At 59.7% G+C, this 17,101-nt stretch carries 14 protein-coding genes; 6 read left to right on the plus strand and 8 right to left on the minus strand.

Annotated features, from left to right (window positions below; translation table 11 throughout):
• Positions 1-39: 39 nt before the first annotated feature.
• Genes GHO42_RS07675 through GHO42_RS07685 form a run of 3 tightly spaced genes read right to left on the minus strand, consistent with a single transcriptional unit; the run spans position 40 to position 5,743 of the window.
• Positions 40-1,413, minus strand: a complete 1,374-nt coding sequence (locus tag GHO42_RS07675; RefSeq protein ID WP_153327469.1) for an efflux transporter outer membrane subunit — start codon at positions 1,411-1,413, stop codon at positions 40-42.
• On the minus strand, positions 1,410-4,544 hold the full coding sequence (locus tag GHO42_RS07680; protein ID WP_153327468.1) for an efflux RND transporter permease subunit: 3,135 nt from the start codon (positions 4,542-4,544) through the stop codon (positions 1,410-1,412). The genes GHO42_RS07675 and GHO42_RS07680 overlap by 4 nt, the downstream gene beginning before the upstream one ends.
• Before the next feature lie 2 nt (positions 4,545-4,546).
• The gene (locus GHO42_RS07685; RefSeq protein WP_153327465.1) at positions 4,547-5,743 is read right to left on the minus strand and encodes an efflux RND transporter periplasmic adaptor subunit; all 1,197 of its coding nucleotides are present in this window, start codon (positions 5,741-5,743) and stop codon (positions 4,547-4,549) included.
• Positions 5,744-5,881: 138 nt separating this feature from the next.
• On the opposite strand from GHO42_RS07685, the gene GHO42_RS07690 reads away from it, so the two are divergent.
• Both GHO42_RS07690 and GHO42_RS07695 read left to right on the plus strand, forming a co-directional pair.
• On the plus strand, positions 5,882-7,267 hold the full coding sequence (locus GHO42_RS07690) for an ATP-binding protein (protein WP_153327463.1): 1,386 nt from the start codon (positions 5,882-5,884) through the stop codon (positions 7,265-7,267).
• Positions 7,268-7,270: 3 nt separating this feature from the next.
• Positions 7,271-7,936 carry a response regulator gene (locus GHO42_RS07695; RefSeq protein ID WP_153327461.1) on the plus strand — a complete coding sequence of 222 codons (666 nt, stop codon included), beginning with the start codon at positions 7,271-7,273 and terminating at the stop codon, positions 7,934-7,936.
• Between the two features lie 32 nt (positions 7,937-7,968).
• On the opposite strand, the gene GHO42_RS25725 is transcribed toward GHO42_RS07695, so the two are convergent.
• The 3 genes from GHO42_RS25725 to GHO42_RS07705 all read right to left on the minus strand — a co-directional run bounded on the left by GHO42_RS25725 (position 7,969) and on the right by GHO42_RS07705 (position 10,643).
• A complete protein-coding gene (locus GHO42_RS25725) occupies positions 7,969-8,118 on the minus strand; it encodes a hypothetical protein (protein ID WP_165484563.1) in 150 nt (49 codons plus the stop codon).
• A 264-nt stretch (positions 8,119-8,382) separates the two neighbouring features.
• Positions 8,383-9,702, minus strand: a complete 1,320-nt coding sequence (locus GHO42_RS07700) for an LLM class flavin-dependent oxidoreductase (RefSeq protein WP_095019284.1) — start codon at positions 9,700-9,702, stop codon at positions 8,383-8,385.
• A 17-nt stretch (positions 9,703-9,719) separates the two neighbouring features.
• Positions 9,720-10,643 (minus strand): ABC transporter substrate-binding protein, encoded by a 924-nt coding sequence (locus tag GHO42_RS07705; RefSeq protein WP_095019283.1) that lies wholly within the window; start codon positions 10,641-10,643, stop codon positions 9,720-9,722.
• A gap of 313 nt (positions 10,644-10,956) precedes the next feature.
• Between GHO42_RS07705 and GHO42_RS07710 the strand changes: the two genes are divergently transcribed.
• The 3 genes from GHO42_RS07710 (at position 10,957) to GHO42_RS07720 (ending at position 14,186) form a co-directional block, all read left to right on the plus strand.
• Entirely contained in the window at positions 10,957-12,195 is a 1,239-nt protein-coding gene (locus GHO42_RS07710; RefSeq protein ID WP_138738467.1) for an acyl-CoA dehydrogenase family protein, read from the plus strand.
• Positions 12,196-12,474: 279 nt separating this feature from the next.
• Entirely contained in the window at positions 12,475-13,494 is a 1,020-nt protein-coding gene (locus GHO42_RS07715) for an alpha/beta hydrolase (protein WP_153327459.1), read from the plus strand.
• Positions 13,495-13,670: 176 nt separating this feature from the next.
• Positions 13,671-14,186, plus strand: coding sequence for a cupin domain-containing protein (locus GHO42_RS07720; protein WP_095026558.1), 516 nt, complete (start codon positions 13,671-13,673; stop codon positions 14,184-14,186).
• 14 nt (positions 14,187-14,200) lie between these two features.
• Here GHO42_RS07720 and GHO42_RS07725 read toward each other — a convergent pair whose 3' ends face one another.
• Positions 14,201-15,022, minus strand: a complete 822-nt coding sequence (locus GHO42_RS07725) for a helix-turn-helix domain-containing protein (RefSeq protein WP_095001756.1) — start codon at positions 15,020-15,022, stop codon at positions 14,201-14,203.
• Positions 15,023-15,087: 65 nt separating this feature from the next.
• Between GHO42_RS07725 and GHO42_RS07730 the strand changes: the two genes are divergently transcribed.
• Positions 15,088-16,311, plus strand: a complete 1,224-nt coding sequence (locus tag GHO42_RS07730) for an MFS transporter (RefSeq protein ID WP_095022925.1) — start codon at positions 15,088-15,090, stop codon at positions 16,309-16,311.
• Positions 16,312-16,671: 360 nt separating this feature from the next.
• Here GHO42_RS07730 and GHO42_RS07735 read toward each other — a convergent pair whose 3' ends face one another.
• Entirely contained in the window at positions 16,672-17,097 is a 426-nt protein-coding gene (locus GHO42_RS07735) for a hypothetical protein (RefSeq protein ID WP_143518580.1), read from the minus strand.
• Positions 17,098-17,101 lie beyond the last annotated feature (4 nt).

Genomic DNA, 17,101 nt, shown 5'->3' on the forward strand with positions numbered 1-17,101 from the left:
CAGCTCCTTTTCAATGAAAAATCCGGGGTAAACCTGCGCTCAGTTCCAGCCACCGCCCAGCACTTTGTATAACGTCACGCGGTTGCTTTGTTCGGCCAGTCGCAGGGTGATCAGATCTTGTTCGGCGCTGTACAGCGAACGCTGGGAAACCAGTGCTTCAAGAAAGCTTTGCGAACCACTGCGGTACAGTGCATCCGACAGCTCGTAGCTTTTGCGACTGGCCTCGGTCAGCGCTTGCTGGGCGCTCAGGCGCTGGTCCAGGGTGCTGCGCACCGCCAGTGCATCGGCCACTTCCTTGAACGCAGTCTGCAAGGTCAGCTGGTAGGTCTGCGCCTGTATCTCGCGTTCCACTTTGGCTGAGTCCAGCGTAGCCCGATTACTGCCGGCGTCGAAGATCGGCAGGCTAATACTCGGCGCAAAGCTCCACGCGCCGCTGCCGGCCTTGAACAGGCTCGACAGGCTGGTGCTGGCTGACCCGGCACCGGCGGTCAGGGTGATGCTGGGGAAGAACGCCGCCCGCGCCGCGCCAATGTCGATGTTGGCTGACATCAAGCTATGTTCAGCGGCCAGTACGTCCGGGCGACGCTGCAACAAGGTGGACGGCAACTCGGCTGGCACTTGCACCAGCATCGCCGCCGATTCCAGGCTGTCGCCCGGCAGCAGGCTGGCCGGGATGTCGCTGCCCACCAGCAGACGCAACGCATTCTGATCTTGCAGCACCTGACTGGCGTATTCGGCCACATCGACCCGCGCCGATTCCACGGTGGTTTGCGCCTCAGAGACTGCCAGCCCCGATGAACCACCCAAACCATGGCTGCGCTGGGTCAGTTCGTAGGTGGACTGCTGGCTGGTCAGCGTCTCTTGTGCCAATTTCAGGCGCTCGTTGTCCGCCGCCAACGTCAGCCACGCGGTGCCCACTTCGGCGACCATGCTGATCTGAGTGCTGCGGCGGGTTTCGGTCAGCGCCAGATAGGATTGCAGCGCTTCGTCCTGAAGGTTTTTGACTCGCCCGAACACGTCCACTTCGTAGCTGCTCAACCCCAGTTCGGCACTGTAGCTGTGGCTGGTGCTGCTGTTGGCCCGACTGGAACTGCCACTGACGCTGGCGTCGATCCCCGGAAACGAGGCGGCACGCTGAATGCGGTATTGCGCCTGCGCTTTTTCGATATTCAGGCTGGCCACCCGCAGGTCGCGGTTATTGGCCAAGGCCAGGGTCTGCAACTGCGCCAGACGCGGATCGGTGAAAAACTGCTGCCATTGAATGTCCGCCGCCACCTGCCCTTTGGGCGTGCTGGCACCCGCCAGCCATTGCTCGGCCACCGGGGCTTGCGGACGCTCGTACTCAGGCGCCAGATTGATGCAGCCGCCCAGCAGTGCGAAAACGGCCAGCAGCGGCCAACGAAAGCGACTCATGCTTCACCTGTACGGTCAGTGGTGGGGGTCGACACGCGGCTGAAACGGCGGCGAATCAACACGAAGAACAGCGGCACAAAGAAGATTCCCAGCACCGTGGCGCTGAACATGCCGCCCAGCACGCCGGTGCCGATGGCTTGACGCCCGGCCGAACCTGCACCGGAACTCATGGCCAGCGGCAACACGCCAAACATAAAGGCCAGCGAGGTCATCAAAATCGGCCGCAGACGTTGCCGTACCGCGATCAGCGTGGCGTCGATCAAACTGTTGCCCTGCTCTTGCAGGTGCTTGGCGAACTCGACGATCAAAATGGCGTTTTTCGCCGCCAGCCCCACGGTGGTCAACAGTCCCACCTGAAAGTACACGTCATTGCTCAAGCCGCTGAAGCGAGTGGCGAGCACCGCGCCCACCACGCCCAATGGCACCACCAGCATCACCGAAAACGGCACCGACCAGCTCTCGTACAGCGCCGCCAGGCACAGGAACACAAACAGCACCGAAATCGCATACAGCAACGGCGCTTGCGAGCCGGACAGACGCAGTTGATAGGACTGCCCCGTCCATTCGTAGCTGATGCCTTCAGGCAGTTGCTTGATGATCGACTCCACAGCGTCCATCGCCACCCCGGAACTCACGCCCGGTGCCGGATCACCCACCACTTCCAGCGACGAACTGCCGTTGTAGCGCTCCAGCAGCGGCGAACCCGAGGTCCATGAGCTGCTGGCGAACGAGGAGAACGGCACCATTTCGTCATTGCTGTTGCGCACAAACCAGTGATCAAGGTCGTCAGCCTGCATCCGCGACGACGCCTGCCCCTGCACATAGACCTTTTTCACCCGGCCCTGATTGAGGAAGTCATTGACGTAACTGCCGCCCAACGCCGTGGATAACGTGGTGTTGATATCGCTGGTGGTCAGGCTCAGCGCCCCGGCTTTGCGGTCATCAATCGTCACCTTGAGCTGCGGCGTGTCGTCCAGACCGTTGCTGCGTACGCCTTGCAGGCGCGGGTCCTGTCTGGCCAGCTCGATCAGTTGCTCACGCGCCGCCACCAGCGCTTCATGGCCCAGCCCGGCGACGTCCTTGAGTTGCAAATCAAACCCCGAGCTTTGCCCCAATCCGCGCACGGCTGGCGGCTGCATGACAAACACATCGGCATCGCCGATGCTCGACAGCGCCTGCGTGGCGCGCTGCGCGATCGACGCTGAATCCTGCCCGGCGCCGGTGCGCTCGCTCCAGTCCTTGAGACGGATAAACGCCCGCGCCGAGTTCTGACTGTTGCCGCCCATACCCATGCCGGAAATACTGATCATGGCCTCGACTTCCGGCTGTTGCAGAATGTAGCTCTCGAACTGTTTGAGCACCGCCTGGGTGCGGTCATCGGTGGCGCCTACCGGCAATTGCATCTGCGCCATGAGGATGCCCTGATCTTCATCGGGCAGGAACGAGGTGGGCAGTTTGGTGTAACCCACCGCCATCGCGGCAACCACCAACACGTACACCATCAGGCTGCGGCCACTGCGTTGCAAAATCTTGCCGACTACCCGTTGATACGCCTGGGCGCCGCGCTCAAAGGTACGGTTGAACCAGCCGAAGAATCCGCTCTGCGGGCCGTGGCCCTTACCGTCAACCGGCTTGAGCAAGGTCGCACACAGGGCCGGGGTCAAGGTCATGGCCACCAGCACCGAGAGCACCATCGCCGACACAATCGTCACCGAAAACTGGCGGTAGATAATCCCGGTCGAACCGCTGAAAAACGCCATAGGAATAAACACCGCGCTCAGCACCAGAGCGATGCCGATCAAGGCGCTGGTGATTTCATCCATCGACTGGCGCGTCGCTTCCAGCGGCGACAAACCCTTCTCGCTCATCACCCGCTCGACGTTTTCCACCACCACAATGGCGTCATCCACCAGCAAGCCGATGGCCAATACCATGGCAAACATGGTCAGGGTGTTGATCGAGTAACCAAATATCGCCAGCACACCAAAGGTGCCCAGCAGCACCACCGGCACGGTGATGGCCGGGATCAGCGTGGCGCGAAAATTCTGCAGGAACAGGAACATGATCAGCACCACCAGCACGATGGCCTCGCCCAGCGACTTGACCACTTCTTCGATGGACAGGCTGACAAACGGCGTGGTGTCGTAGGCGATCACGTTTTTGAGCTGCATTTCGCTCGGGTAGTACGGTTCCAGTTCGGCGAGCTTGGCCTTGACCGCTTCACCGAATTCCAGCGCATTGGCGCCGGTGGCCAGTTGCACGCCCATGGCGGCGGACGGTTTGCCATTAAGGGCCGAGTTGACGTCATAGCTGTCACTGCCCAGCTCCACCGTGGCCACTTCGCCGAGCAACACCACGGCACCGGCGCTGTTGGACTTGACCACCACATTGCGAAATTCTTCGGCGGTTTGCAGCTTGCTGCGCGCGGTGATGGTGGCATTGAGTTGCTGGCTGGCCACGGCGGGCAAGGCGCCCAATTGCCCGGCCGACACTTCGGTGTTTTGCGCCTCCAGGGCGGTGGTCACGTCAGAAGGCATAAGGGAATATTTTTGCAGCAGCGCCGGGTCCAGCCAGATGCGCATGGCGTAGCCCGAGCCCATGGCTTTGACTTCACCGACGCCGTCGATGCGGCTGATGGAGTCGAGCAAGGTGCTGGAGATGTAATCGCCAATCTGCGTGCCGGTCACGCTCGGGTTATCCGAGGCCAGCGCGGCAATCATCAAGAAATCCGAGCCGCCCTTGGTCACGGTCAGGCCTTCGCTCTGCACCGAGCTGGGCAGGCGCGATTCCACTTGCTGGAGCTTGTTTTGCACCTGCATCTGCGCCACGTCGGGATCCGTGCCGGCCTCAAAGGTGAGGTTGATACTGGCGCTGCCCGCCGAACTGCTGGAGGCCGACATATAGGTCAGCTTGTCGATGCCGGTCATTTGCTGCTCGATCACCTGGGTCACCGAGTCCTCGACCGTTTTGGCCGATGCGCCGGTGTAGGTGGCGGCGATTTTCACCGTGGGCGGGGCAATGTCAGGGTACTGCTCAAGGGGCAATTGGGTGATCGACAGCGCGCCCGCGAGCATGATCACGATGGCGATCACCCAGGCAAAAATCGGCCGATCAATAAAGAAGCGCGCCATGTTCAACCCTCCCGGGCAATTGCAGTGGGTGCCGCACGGGTCGGCAGCGAACGGGTTTCGCTGTTTTGTGCCAATACCTCGTTGCCCACCCGGACTTTCTGCCCGCCCTCGACAATCACCTGATCACCGGCATTCAACCCGGAGGTGACCCACCATTGATTGCCCACGGCACGGTCAATGCTCAGCACGCGCTGTTCGACCTTGCCCTCGACCACCACCAGCACCGAGGTCACGCCGCTGGCGCTGCGGGTGACGGCTTTTTGCGGGATCAAAATCGCCCTGTCGTCGGTGGCCTGATCCAGCACGGCGCGTACATACATACCCGGCAATAACAGGTGATCGGGGTTGGGGAAGACAGCGCGCAGGGTCACGGTGCCGGTGCCTTCAGTGACGGTGACGCCGCTGAACTTGAGGCTGCCGGCGTGGTTGTAGGTGCTGCCGTCATCGAGTTTGAGCAACACCGGGGTTTCGCCCTGGCCATTGTTTTGCAGGGTGCCGCTGGCCAGGTCGCGTTTCAGGCGCAGCAACTCGCTGGTCGACTGGGTGACGTCGACATAGATCGGGTCCAGTTGCTGCACGGTGGTCAGCGCGGTGTCCTGGCTGGCCACCACCAAGGCGCCGGGGGTCACGGTGGAGGTTTCGATGCGGCCACTGAGCGGCGAACTGATGCGCGTGTAAGCCAGATTGATGCGCGCGGTTTCGACGTCGGCCAAGGCCACTTGCAGATCGGCTTCGGCGGTTTGCAGGCTGACCTGCGCGTCTTCATTATCTTGCTGGCTGATGGCGTCTATTTTCGCCAGTTGCGCGTCGCGCCGGGCCGTGGCCTGAGCCGATTTGACGGTGGCGCGGGCCTTGGCGGCGGTGGCCTGCATCTGGGCAAAGGCGGCCTTGTATGGCGCCGCATCAATTTGATACAGCGCCTCGCCGGCCTTGACCTCGGCCCCTTCGACGAACAGGCGCTGCTGCACAATGCCGCTGACCTGAGGACGGATCTGCGCAACCATAAATGCCTGGGTGCGACCGGCCAGCTCGGTGGTCAATGCCTGACGCTGCGGTTGCACAGTGAGCACCGAAACCTTGGGTTTTTCGGCAACGGGCGCGGAGTCACCGGCCGAGCATCCGCTCAACACAACGAGAACCAGCAAAGACACAATAACAGCGGCAGTTACCAGGGATTTGGTAAACAGTTTGATCGACATGGCGGCCTCTACAAGACAGTTGGCTGATGTCATGGTGCGAGGCAAATGTGCAGGAAAATTGAAGATTGCCCGCAAGCCTTGAATCTTCCCCGGCGCAGGGCCTAAATGAGCAGGCCATTTCGCCAGTAAGCCGAGCCGATGAAACTGAGTATCTCCACCAAGCTGTTTATCGCCGTCCTGGCCAGCGTGCTGTTCGTGATTCTGAGCATGGGCCTGGCCACCAGCTGGAGTTTCACCCGGGGCTTTCTCGGCTACCTCAATGAACAGGCGCTGGAGCGCATGGAATCCGTGCAGCCGCGTATGGTTAGCGCCTGGCAGCGCGAAGGCAGTTGGGATTTTTTGCGACACAATCCAGAGCGCTGGTTTCAACTTATGCGGCCAGACGCAGGGGATGAACCCAAACGCGGCGACCTTAAAAACCCGTTGCCCTCGGACCTGACCGGCGCGCTGTTTCGCATTGCCCTGCTCGACCAGGATAAAAAGCGCGTCACCGGCTACCCCTCCATCGGCGACGATGCTCTGCTGCGGCCAATTGAAGTCAATGGCAAAACCGTCGGCTGGCTGGCCGTGACCCCGTTCCAGAGCGTGACCGAGGCCGGTGGCGAGCGTTTCCAGCAATACCAGTTGCAAACCAGTCTGGGCATGGGCGTGCTCTCGCTGCTGCTGGCCATGCTGATTGCCTGGTGGATCGCCCGCACCCTGCTCGACCCGGTCAAGCGCGTGGCTGCGGCCACCCACAAACTGGCCACCGGGGAATACAGCAACCGGGTAGCCGTATCGTCCAATGACGAAGTCGGCCAGTTGGCCCGCGACTTCAATCAACTGGCCTACACCCTTGAGCGCAACGAAAAAATGCGCCGCGAATTTATGGCCGATGTCTCCCACGAACTGCGCACGCCGCTGTCGATCCTGCGCGGCGAACTGGAGGCCATCGAGGACGGTGTACGCACCCTCGACCACAGTTCGATGAAGTCACTGCAAGGCGAAGTCGGCATGCTCAGCAAACTGGTGGACGACCTGTATGAGCTGTCACTGGCCGATGTCGGTGCCCTGACCTACCGCAAAAGCCAATGCGACCTCAACGACCTGCTGCAGACCTCGGTGGCCATGTATCAGGAACGCTGCAATGCGGCCGGCCTGCGGGTTGAGCTGCGCCTGCCATCCTGCACCCTGCTGCTGGAAGCCGATGCCAAGCGCCTGCAACAGCTGTTCGGCAACCTGCTGGAAAACGCCGTGCGCTACACCGATGCCGGCGGCATGCTGCTGATCAGCGCCTCCATTGAAGATGAGCACATACTGGTCAGCTTTATGGACTCCGGCCCCGGCGTCGACCCGCAGCAACTGCCGCGGCTGTTCGAGCGCTTCTACCGCGGCGAAGCCTCGCGCAATCGCGCCAGTGGCGGCGCCGGCCTGGGACTGGCGATCTGTCACAGCATCGTACTGGCCCACGGCGGCAGCCTCACGGCCGACCACTCACCCCTGGGCGGCCTCTGGCTGAGCCTGCGCTTGCCACGCAAGGTGTAAAGCATGGACACGATTCTGATCGTTGAAGATGAGCCTAAACTGGCCGCATTGATGCATGACTACCTGACCCTCGCCGGGTACGCCGTGCATTGCCTGGACAATGGCCTGGACGTGGTGCCGTGGGTGCGCAGCCATGGGCCGCGGCTGATCCTGCTGGACCTGATGCTGCCCGGTCGCGACGGCCTGGAAATCTGCAAGGAGCTGCGGGATTTCAGCGCAATACCGGTCATCATGATCACCGCTCGGGTAGAAGAAGTGGACCGCCTGCTGGGGCTGGATCTGGGCGCTGACGACTATATCTGCAAGCCGTTCAGCCCGCGTGAAGTGGTGGCCCGGGTCAAGGCCATCCTGCGCCGCAGCCCGCAGTTCGAGCAGGTGGCCCGGGCCCGCCTGCAGATCGACGAAGCGCAGTATCGCGCCTCGTTCGATGGCGTGGCGCTGGACCTGACCCCGGTTGAACTGCGCCTGCTCAACACTTTCGCCCGCGCCCCGGGGCGGGTATTTTCCCGTGACCAGTTGCTGGACAAACTCTACTCCGACCATCGCGTGGTCACTGACCGCACGGTGGACAGCCATATCCGCAACCTGCGGCGCAAACTGGCCCAGGCCAGCCCCGGGCACGACCCGATCCAGTCGTTGTATGGCGTGGGCTACAAGCTGGAGTTGTAATGCCAGCGCCCACAATAAAGCGACTCACCCGATCAGCGCTGACCACCGTGCTGACCACCGCCACCATGACCGCCACCACCGCCCCCGCCACCGCCGCCTGGCGGCATAAACATCCAGCAGCCTGACAAGGCCGATACCGCCACCGCTACAACCATCGCTTTAACAACAGACTTCAATTTCATGACCGAACGCTCATTTTCAACAGGAAAAAAACGCCGCCCTTATACCAGTGCGAGCAAGGCTCGAAGCCAAGATTTACCCAACTTTACAGTCCTTGCACAACTGCCAAGCACCTGTAGCCGCTGTTGAGCGGAGCGAGTCTGCGACGAGCATCGGGTGATTGTCAGCTACCCATTGAATATTCTGAAAAGGAACCGGCCTCAGGGGGCTATCGAGCAATCCGTCATTGGCGAGGGGTTCAGGAGTGAACCCTTCGCACTCCGGTTTCAATTGAAACTTTTCAACCCCAGATGCCCACGCAAGGTCGGATGCTCATAGGCGCTGCGCAGGTAACCGCGGCGTTGCAGGATCGGCACCACCGATTCGGTGAACTCGGTGAAAGTGCCGGGCAGGTAGGCAGGCGACACCACATAACCGTCGCAGGCACCCAACTCCAGCCAGTCGATCAATTGCTGCGCCACGCTCTCTGCGGTCCCCGCCAATTGCGGCACGCGGATACTGGCGGCCATGATCGCGCCGTATTCGCCAAGGGTGATGTCACGTTCCAGACGCAGTTTTTGCGCAATCACGTCGGGGGTGGCCGAGTGCCGGGCGATATCCAGCAGGCGGGTGTCCAGCGGGAATTGGGTAAAGTCGAAATTGGACTGAGTCGACAGGGTGATAACCCCCAGTTCAGGGTTGGCCAATGCATTGTGCTCATCGCGCTTTTTGATCGCTTCAGCTTCAGTGCCGCCAATAAATGGCATGACCGCCGTGAGGATTTTGCAGTCATCCGGGTTGCGGCCAATGGCGCGCATTTGCTGGTGGATATCCTGGCGGAATTCGAGCATGCGCTCTACCCGGCTGTTGATGCTGAAAATCACTTCAGCCCAGCGTGAACCAAACTGGCGACCCCGCCCCGAGGCTCCGGCCTGGATCAGCACCGGCTGGCCCTGTGGCACTCGCGGAATATTGAGCGGGCCTTCGCAGTCGAAGTAGGTGCCGCTGTGCTTGAAGGCATCGATCTTGCTCGGGTCGGCGAGGATGCCGCGCACCTTGTCCAGCACCAGCGCATCCGGCTGCCAGCTGTTCCACAGTTTGAGCACCAGTTCGACAAACTCATCGGCGCGGGCGTAGCGCTGATCGTGGGCCAGGTGCTGGGCATGGCCGAACAGACGCGCTTCGCTGTCGTTCATCGAGGTCACGATATTCCAGGCGCTGCGACCTCTGGAGATATGGTCCAGGGAGGCGATGGCCCGCGCCACATGGGGCGGTTGGTAGTAGGTGGTAGAGCGTGTCAGCCCCAGGCCAATATGCTTGGTGTGACCGGCCAGCAAGCTGAGAATCGGTAGCGGATCGAGCCGCGCCGCATCCTGCGCACCCAACTCGAAGGAACGCGCCCGGGATTGCCCGGCCTGATCGCCGACCGCCAGGCGATCAGCGAAAAACAACAGGTCAAAACAACCCTCTTCCAGGGTCTTGGCTATTTCGATGTAGTAGTCGGGGTCGAGAAAGTGGCTATGGGTTTGCGGGTGACGCCACACCGCGTGGCTATGTACCACGGGGCCCGAAAGCATAAACCCCGCCAGTGCCATTTGCTTGGCCATAAGGTTTTCCTTGGTTGTCAGAGTGCGCGGTCAAACATGGGAGTGACGTCGTACGGCTTTTTCAGCAGTTTGGCGTCGTATAGAAAGTCAGAAGTGGCCTGGGCTTCGCTGACAATGGTGGGCGAGATCGGCAACACGGTAATGGCGTCACGCTTGAACCAGGCCTTGGCGATTTCCGGGGAGGACTGGTTGGCCTTGGACCAGGCGGCAGCGTATTCATCAACATGGCTTTGGCTCCACTCCCGGGCGCGGGTCAGGCGCGCAACAAAGTCCTTGATGATCTCGCCCTTTTGCGCCAGCACCGGCTCATAGGCAACCACATAAGTCGGTGCGCTCATCAGCCCCTTGGCGTTGCGGATCAGGGTGCTGCCTTCTTTTTCCTGCAGCGACACATAGGGTTCCCACGTGCCGAAGGCATCGATATCGCCCTGGCTCAAGGCCATGCTGGCTTCCGCCGGCAACAGGAACTTGTAGTTCACGCTGTCACGTGGCACGCCTGCTTCATCCAGGGCCTTGAACATCATCTGCTGACTCCAGGAGCCGTTCCAGATCGCCACGGTCTTGCCTTTGAGGTCAGCCACCGAATGGATGCCCGGGCGGGCCACAATGCCGACACCGTTAAGGCTGGTCTGGGTGCTGGCCACGACTTTGACCGGGGCACCGTTGGCCGCCAGGCTGATCACCGGGGTATCGCCTACCACGCCAATATCCAGGGCGCCGCTGGCGACGGCCGAGGCTACCGGCGAACCGGTATTGAAGCGCTTGAAATCGATGGTATAGGGCAAATCTTTAAGCTCACCCGAGAGTTCGAGAACAATGCGGTTGGAGAAGAACTGATCGCCCACCACCAGGGTCTGCGGGGTAGCGGCGCAGGCGGGAGTGCCATGCAGCACCAGAGAGGCCAGACCCAACAGGCCGAGCAATTTTTGACGTGTTGTCATTAAGGATTCCTACAGAGTTAACAGCTGAATCAACCATCTGTAGGCATGCAGTCTGGCTTTGAGAAAAGAGGCTTTTTGAGTCGCCAAGCGTGGCGTTTTTAGAAGCTAGCGCAATAAAGACATAAGCAACCAATACTTTTAAGGCATATCCATAGAACCCTGTCCGGGTATTTGGTTAGCTGTTTTTGGTATTAAGCATTTGACCAATCTAGTATTAGGGTGGCTTCACCAGACCACTGGGCCTAACCGTATTTACTTCACTCATTTCAGCGCCAGCGCGCCTTTGAGCGCAGGCCCGGCAAGGTCAGACTGCATGCCTAATCCACAACTTGATATCTGGGGCAGCGCCCCAAGCGCCCGTTACGAACAACTGGCCGCTCCCTTTCGCCCGCTGTTTGCCCAAATCGGCGCACAAGCCGCCGAAGCTGATGGTTCGCGCAGCCACCTGGGCAAGGTGATCCAGCAACTGAACGCCCTGGGCTTGCCGCGCTGGCGTCTGCCGACCAGCTATGGCGGTCAGGACGCCACGCTGGTTGAGTTGCTCGCCCTGTTGACCGAATTGTCCGCAGCCGACTCCAACATCACCCAGGCCTTGCGCGGGCATTTTGGGTTCTGCGAAGAAGTGCTGGTCTCGAAAAATCTCGACTGGCAGGCCCGCTGGCTGGACACACTCAGCCAGGGCGTTTTACTGTCGCCGGGCAGTACCGAGGTGGGCACGCAGACCCGTGGCGAATTCGAAACCCGCATCCACCGGGCTGAAGACGGCTCGCTGCGTATCAGCGGGAAAAAGTTCTACACCACCGGCGCCCTTTACAGTGACCTGATCAACACCATCGGCACCGGTGACGATGGCACGTTGTACAGCGTAGTGGTCGATCTCAAGGCCCCCGGCGTACAAATCATTGATGACTGGAACGGCTTTGGTCAGCGCCTGACTGCCAGCGGCACCTGCATCTTCGACAACGTGCGAGTGAACGATGAACCCCGCGCCACCGACCAGCGTTTTGCCTATGGCCAATCGTTCTTCCAGATCTACCACCTGAGCACCCTGGCCGGCATCGCCCGCCGCGCCGCCTTGAGTGGTGCCGACGAACTGCACAGCCGCTCCAGAACCTTCTCTACGGGCAATGCCGACAGCGCCGCGCAGGACGTGCAATTGCTGCAAGTGATTGGCGAGGTGGCCAGCCAGGCCTATGCAGCACAGGCCATTGCCCGGTACGCGGCGCAGCGCCTGGAAAGCACCGCGCAATACACCATTGCCAGTGAGCAGCCGCTGACCCATGAAGACCCGCAGGTGGCACTGGCCGAACTGGAAGTGTGCCTGGCGGTCAACCCCGTGGTAGACGCCACCCTGGCCGCGACTACGGCGCTGTTCGATGCCCTGGGCGCCAGTGCCACCGCCAGCAACAAGGCACTGGACCGCCTGTGGCGCAACGCCCGCACCCTGGCCAACCACAATCCCCGGGTCTACAAGTCACGCATTGTCGGCAACTACCTGGTCAACGGCCTGGTGCCCCCTTCGCAGTGGCGGGTGGGGGTGGCCAAGGGCTGATTATTGCGCAGGCGCGGCTTTCAGCTCATTGCCACCCTTAACGGTAATGAGTTGGCCTGCGCTCGCCAGATAAAACCCGGGCAACTTGTAAACGCTCATCAAACAACTGTCGTGAAAAACAAATACAGAATGAGCCGCTGGTTTTTCCGACTACAAATCCTCTAACAGTCTGGAAGTTGACGCTTTCAGCCAGCTTGAGCATAACTTCGTCGCCCATTTAGGCAATTGCGATGTACACCCGTACGTGTACGCTCAACCCACTGCGATGAAGATAAAAACATGAGCACTCTTGTTAAAATCCTGGCGGGGTCAATCCTCGCTGTATCTATAGGCAGCGCGTTCGCAGCAACTGACACCGGTATTGAACACAACACCCGGAACTTCCTTAATGCATTGAATTCCAGTGGCGGTACACCCATCGAGAAGCTCTCGCCTGAAAATGCGCGTGCGGTGCTGGCGGGTGCCCAGTCGGGGGTCGAGCTGACCCTGCCCAAAGCCGATATCAGCCAAAAGACCATTTCCGTCGAGGGTCAGGATATCAACCTGACCATCGTGCGCCCGGCAGGCGTGAAAGGCATCTTGCCCGTGTTCATGTACTTCCACGGCGGCGGCTGGGTGCTGGGAGACTACCCGACCCACGAGCGCCTGATACGTGACCTGGTCGCGGGTTCCGGGGCAGTGGCGGTGTATGTTGACTACACCCCCTCCCCCGAAGCCAGGTACCCGACAGCCATCAACCAGGCCTACGCGGCAACCCAGTGGGTGGCCGAGCACGGCAGCGAAATCAATGTAGACGGCAAACGCCTGGCCGTTGCAGGCAACAGCGTGGGCGGCAATATGGCCGCTGTGGTCAGCCTGATGGCCAAAGACAAAGGCACACCGGCGATCAGATACCAAGTGCTGCTATGGCCAGTGACTGATGCCAACTTTGATACCGGATCCTACAAGCAATTTGCCGAGGGCCACTTTCTCACCCGCAACATGATGAAGTGGTTCTGGGACAACTACACCACCGACCCCAAGCAACGTGCCGACCTCTACGCCTCGCCACTTCGCGCATCGGTGGATCAGTTGAAGGGGCTGCCACCTGCACTGGTACAAACCGCCAGTGCCGATGTACTGCGTGACGAAGGCGAAGCCTACGCCCGCAAGCTGGATCAGGCAGGAGTACCGGTCACTGCGGTTCGCTATAACGGCATGATTCACGACTTTGGTCTTTTGAACGTGGTCAGCCAGGTGCCTGCAGTGCGCTCTGCCATGTTGCAAGCCTCGCAAGAACTCAAGGCACATTTGCAGTAACGCTGAATGCTGGCAATGGCATGAGCGGGCAACCAACCCCATCAGCGCTCACCAAAAGTCCGTCTCGATCAGTCGGGCTTTTATAACCCATAAACAAATTGTTAATTGTCCAGAGCCGCTCCCCCGCAGAACATGACTGCCTGTCACGTCAATTCAGCACAAGGGAACCCTGCTCCATGCATAAGCACACTCGCGCACCGCAGCGCATTGCAATCCACCGCCTGGGCCTGCGCACGGCGGCGGCGGTAGCCATTACTCTGGCGACCCTGAGCGGTGCCCAGGCCGCCACCTCCACTACCGACACCATCAAGGCCTACAAATTGTGTACGGGTGCGGACAACGCCTCCCATGTTCTGCAAGGCCGTATCGACCAGAACATGCGCAACGACGTGACCGCCATCCATTTCAAGCAAAGCCCGGCGCATGCTTCCTATGACTGGCACAACGACCCGGAGCCGCAGTACGTCATCACGTTGTCGGGCACGCTGGCATTCGCGACCCGCAATGGCGAGAAATTCACCCTGCATCCGGGCGAAGTGCTGATCGCCGAAGACAACACCGGTACGGGGCATCGCTGGAGCATGGTCGATGACCAGCCCTGGCGCCGCGGCTACGTGGTGCTTAAACCCTCAGCCAAGGACTCGTTTATCCCCGACGACCCGGTTGCTGCCAAGGTGTGTAGCGGTTCTTAGAAGCGAGCGAAAGACTATTTGAAAAAATGGCTGGGGGTTTTGCCGAACTGCTTTTTGAACATGTTGGTGAACGCACTCGGACTTTCATACCCCAGTGAAAACGCCACATCGATAATCTTCTCCCCCACCGCCATGCGCTCAACCGCCAGCAGCAAACGCGCCTGCTGGCGCCACTGGCCGAAGGTCATGCCGGTCTCCTTGCGAAACAGGCGCTGGATGGTTTTTTCGTCGAGGCCCAGATGGGTACTCCAGTCAGCCAGCGTCGAACTGTCGGCGGGATTTTTTTGCAACCTGAGGCAAATATCGTTGATGCGATGATCGGCTGGCCGGGGCAGATGCAAGGGTAATGCGGGCAGTAGAGCCAACTCGTCCAGAATCAGCTGCATCACCCGACCTTCGCGGGTGTGCGCGGTATATGGCAGCTTCAGGCCCACGGCAACCTTGATCAACTCGCTCAACAGCGGCGAGATGCTCACGGCCCTTATCTCGGCAGGCAGGTCCACAAGTGCATCGGGTCGCACAAACACACTGCGCATTTTCAGCGGCCCCACACAGCGGATCGAATGAACCCTGCCGCTGGGCATCCACACCCCCCGATTGGAGGGAACGGTCCACTGGCTCGACTCGCTGTAAACCACCATGACACCTGCAATGGCATACAGCAGTTGATGCTTCTCATGAGTATGGGCCGGGATGATCCAGTCCTGAGGATAATCGGTCGCGCTGCCGATCACCGTCCAGTTGCTCCGATCGATCTCCAGCAAAAAATCATTGAGTGGTTTGATCGCGACGCCCCTTTTGCGATGGTTTGCTCCCTTATACAGCGAGACAGGCATGCAGGCGAATTCTAGGATAGCGTCGAGCATTGAGCTCGCACCCCTATCGCCCCGGAAGATTTGCCATGTCTACAACAACCGCATCCCCGGCCTCTGCGTCTGCGTCAGCCTCAGTGGCCCAACAAGCGAGCCCGCTGGTCATGAAGGTGATCGGCGCCTGCGCGCTGGCACATTTGATCAACGACCTGATCCAGGCCGTGCTTCCCTCGATCTATCCCATGCTCAAGGCCAACTATGGGCTCAGCTTTACCCAGGTGGGGCTGATTACCTTGACCTTCCAGCTGACAGCCTCCCTGCTGCAGCCCTGGGTGGGTTATCACACCGATCGCCACCCCAAACCCTGGCTGCTGCCGGCGGGCATGGTGTGCACCTTGATCGGCATCCTGCTGCTGGCCTTTGCCGCCAGCTTTGCGTCGATCCTGGTGGCCTCCGCCCTTGTCGGCATCGGCTCATCGACCTTCCACCCCGAGGCCTCCCGTGTGGCGCGACTGGCGTCAGGCGGGCGCTATGGCCTGGCCCAGTCAACCTTCCAGGTCGGCGGCAACGCCGGTAGCGCATTCGGCCCGCTGCTGGCTGCGGCCATCGTGATCCCTTATGGCCAGGGGCATGTCGCCTGGTTTGGCCTGTTTGCCGCCTTCGCCATCTTCGTGCTGTACGGCTTGAGCCGCTGGTATCGCAACCACCTGGCCCTGTTCAAGCTTAAACAGGGCAGCCAGGCGAGCCACGGCCTGTCCAAGGGACGAGTAACGTTTGCACTGGTGGTGCTCGCAATGCTGGTGTTCTCCAAATACTTCTACATGACCAGCTTTACCAGTTATTTCACGTTCTACCTTATCGAGAAATTTCACCTGTCAGTGGCCAGCTCTCAACTTTACCTGTTCTTGTTCCTCGGCTCAGTGGCAGCAGGTACCTTCTTTGGTGGCCCGATTGGCGACAGGATCGGGCGCAAAAAAGTCATCTGGTTCTCGATCCTGGGGGCAGCCCCTTTTACACTGGCCTTGCCTTATGTGGACCTGTTCTGGACAGGCGTATTGAGCATGGTTATTGGATTTATTCTGGCGTCGGCGTTCTCTGCCATCGTCGTCTATGCCCAGGAACTGGTACCCGGTAACGTCGGCATGATTGCCGGTGTGTTCTTCGGCTTGATGTTCGGTTTTGGCGGGATTGGCGCCGCGTTGCTGGGGCATCTGGCGGACATCCAGGGCATCGAGTATGTGTATGGACTCTGTTCCTACCTGCCGCTGCTGGGGGTATTGACCATCTTGCTGCCGAATACCAAAGGGGTTTAAGGGAGGGCCGCGCTGGGAAATCACTACCAGCCTGACGCAACGCATGCAATTAATGGGAGTCACGCAAGAGCTCGGGTTGGGCTCTTGGTGTTCCCTAAGTTAACTCTCAAAGGCTAAGAACCTGCCTTGGCTGAAAGCTTTGTGCTGGGTCTCGTAGTCAGCACTATTAAAATAGATAGTCTTGAATAGCTGTCGCACGAGAAAAAACGCCTTTCAATACCGCTCCGCTGAGGGCAGCACAAACGAAGTTAACAGTTATTAGATAGGCCCCAGTTACTTTCACACCATTTGAGTTTTAATCAGCACAAACTAGGAGGACATCTCCACCTCCCAAACCACCAATTATATGCTGACCATACCCTAACCCCATGGTTCTGCTATGCGCTCCACTTCTTCCAGGAATCGCAGTACTTCCACTGGGTCCCGTTCAACAACCCCTATATAATGCTCATACTCATTAACCAGTAGCGGATAGCCTATAACATGGCTAATTTTAAAAGCTTCAAAAAGACACTTATAATCAGGGCGCGTTTGCGTAATACAAAGCTGCCAGCCGGCTGGAATTCTAGCATCAACCAACTGAAACAGACTGCTCGGAGCCCAGAAAGGTGGTTGCTCAGGCACTCGAACTAAAAAATCCACTCGTTCAAAAACACACAGCAGACCATACACCACATAACTCCCACCAATACTTAAAGGGGAGTAGTCAGTTTGATCAACCTCACCCAAATAGCGCTCCTTGGCTGGAATAGCACTACCGAGATTAGCCTGACATAAGGCAAGCATAGTT

The sequence above is a fragment of the Pseudomonas sp. FSL R10-0056 genome, assembly GCF_009600105.1.
Taxonomy (GTDB): domain Bacteria; phylum Pseudomonadota; class Gammaproteobacteria; order Pseudomonadales; family Pseudomonadaceae; genus Aquipseudomonas; species Aquipseudomonas bubulae.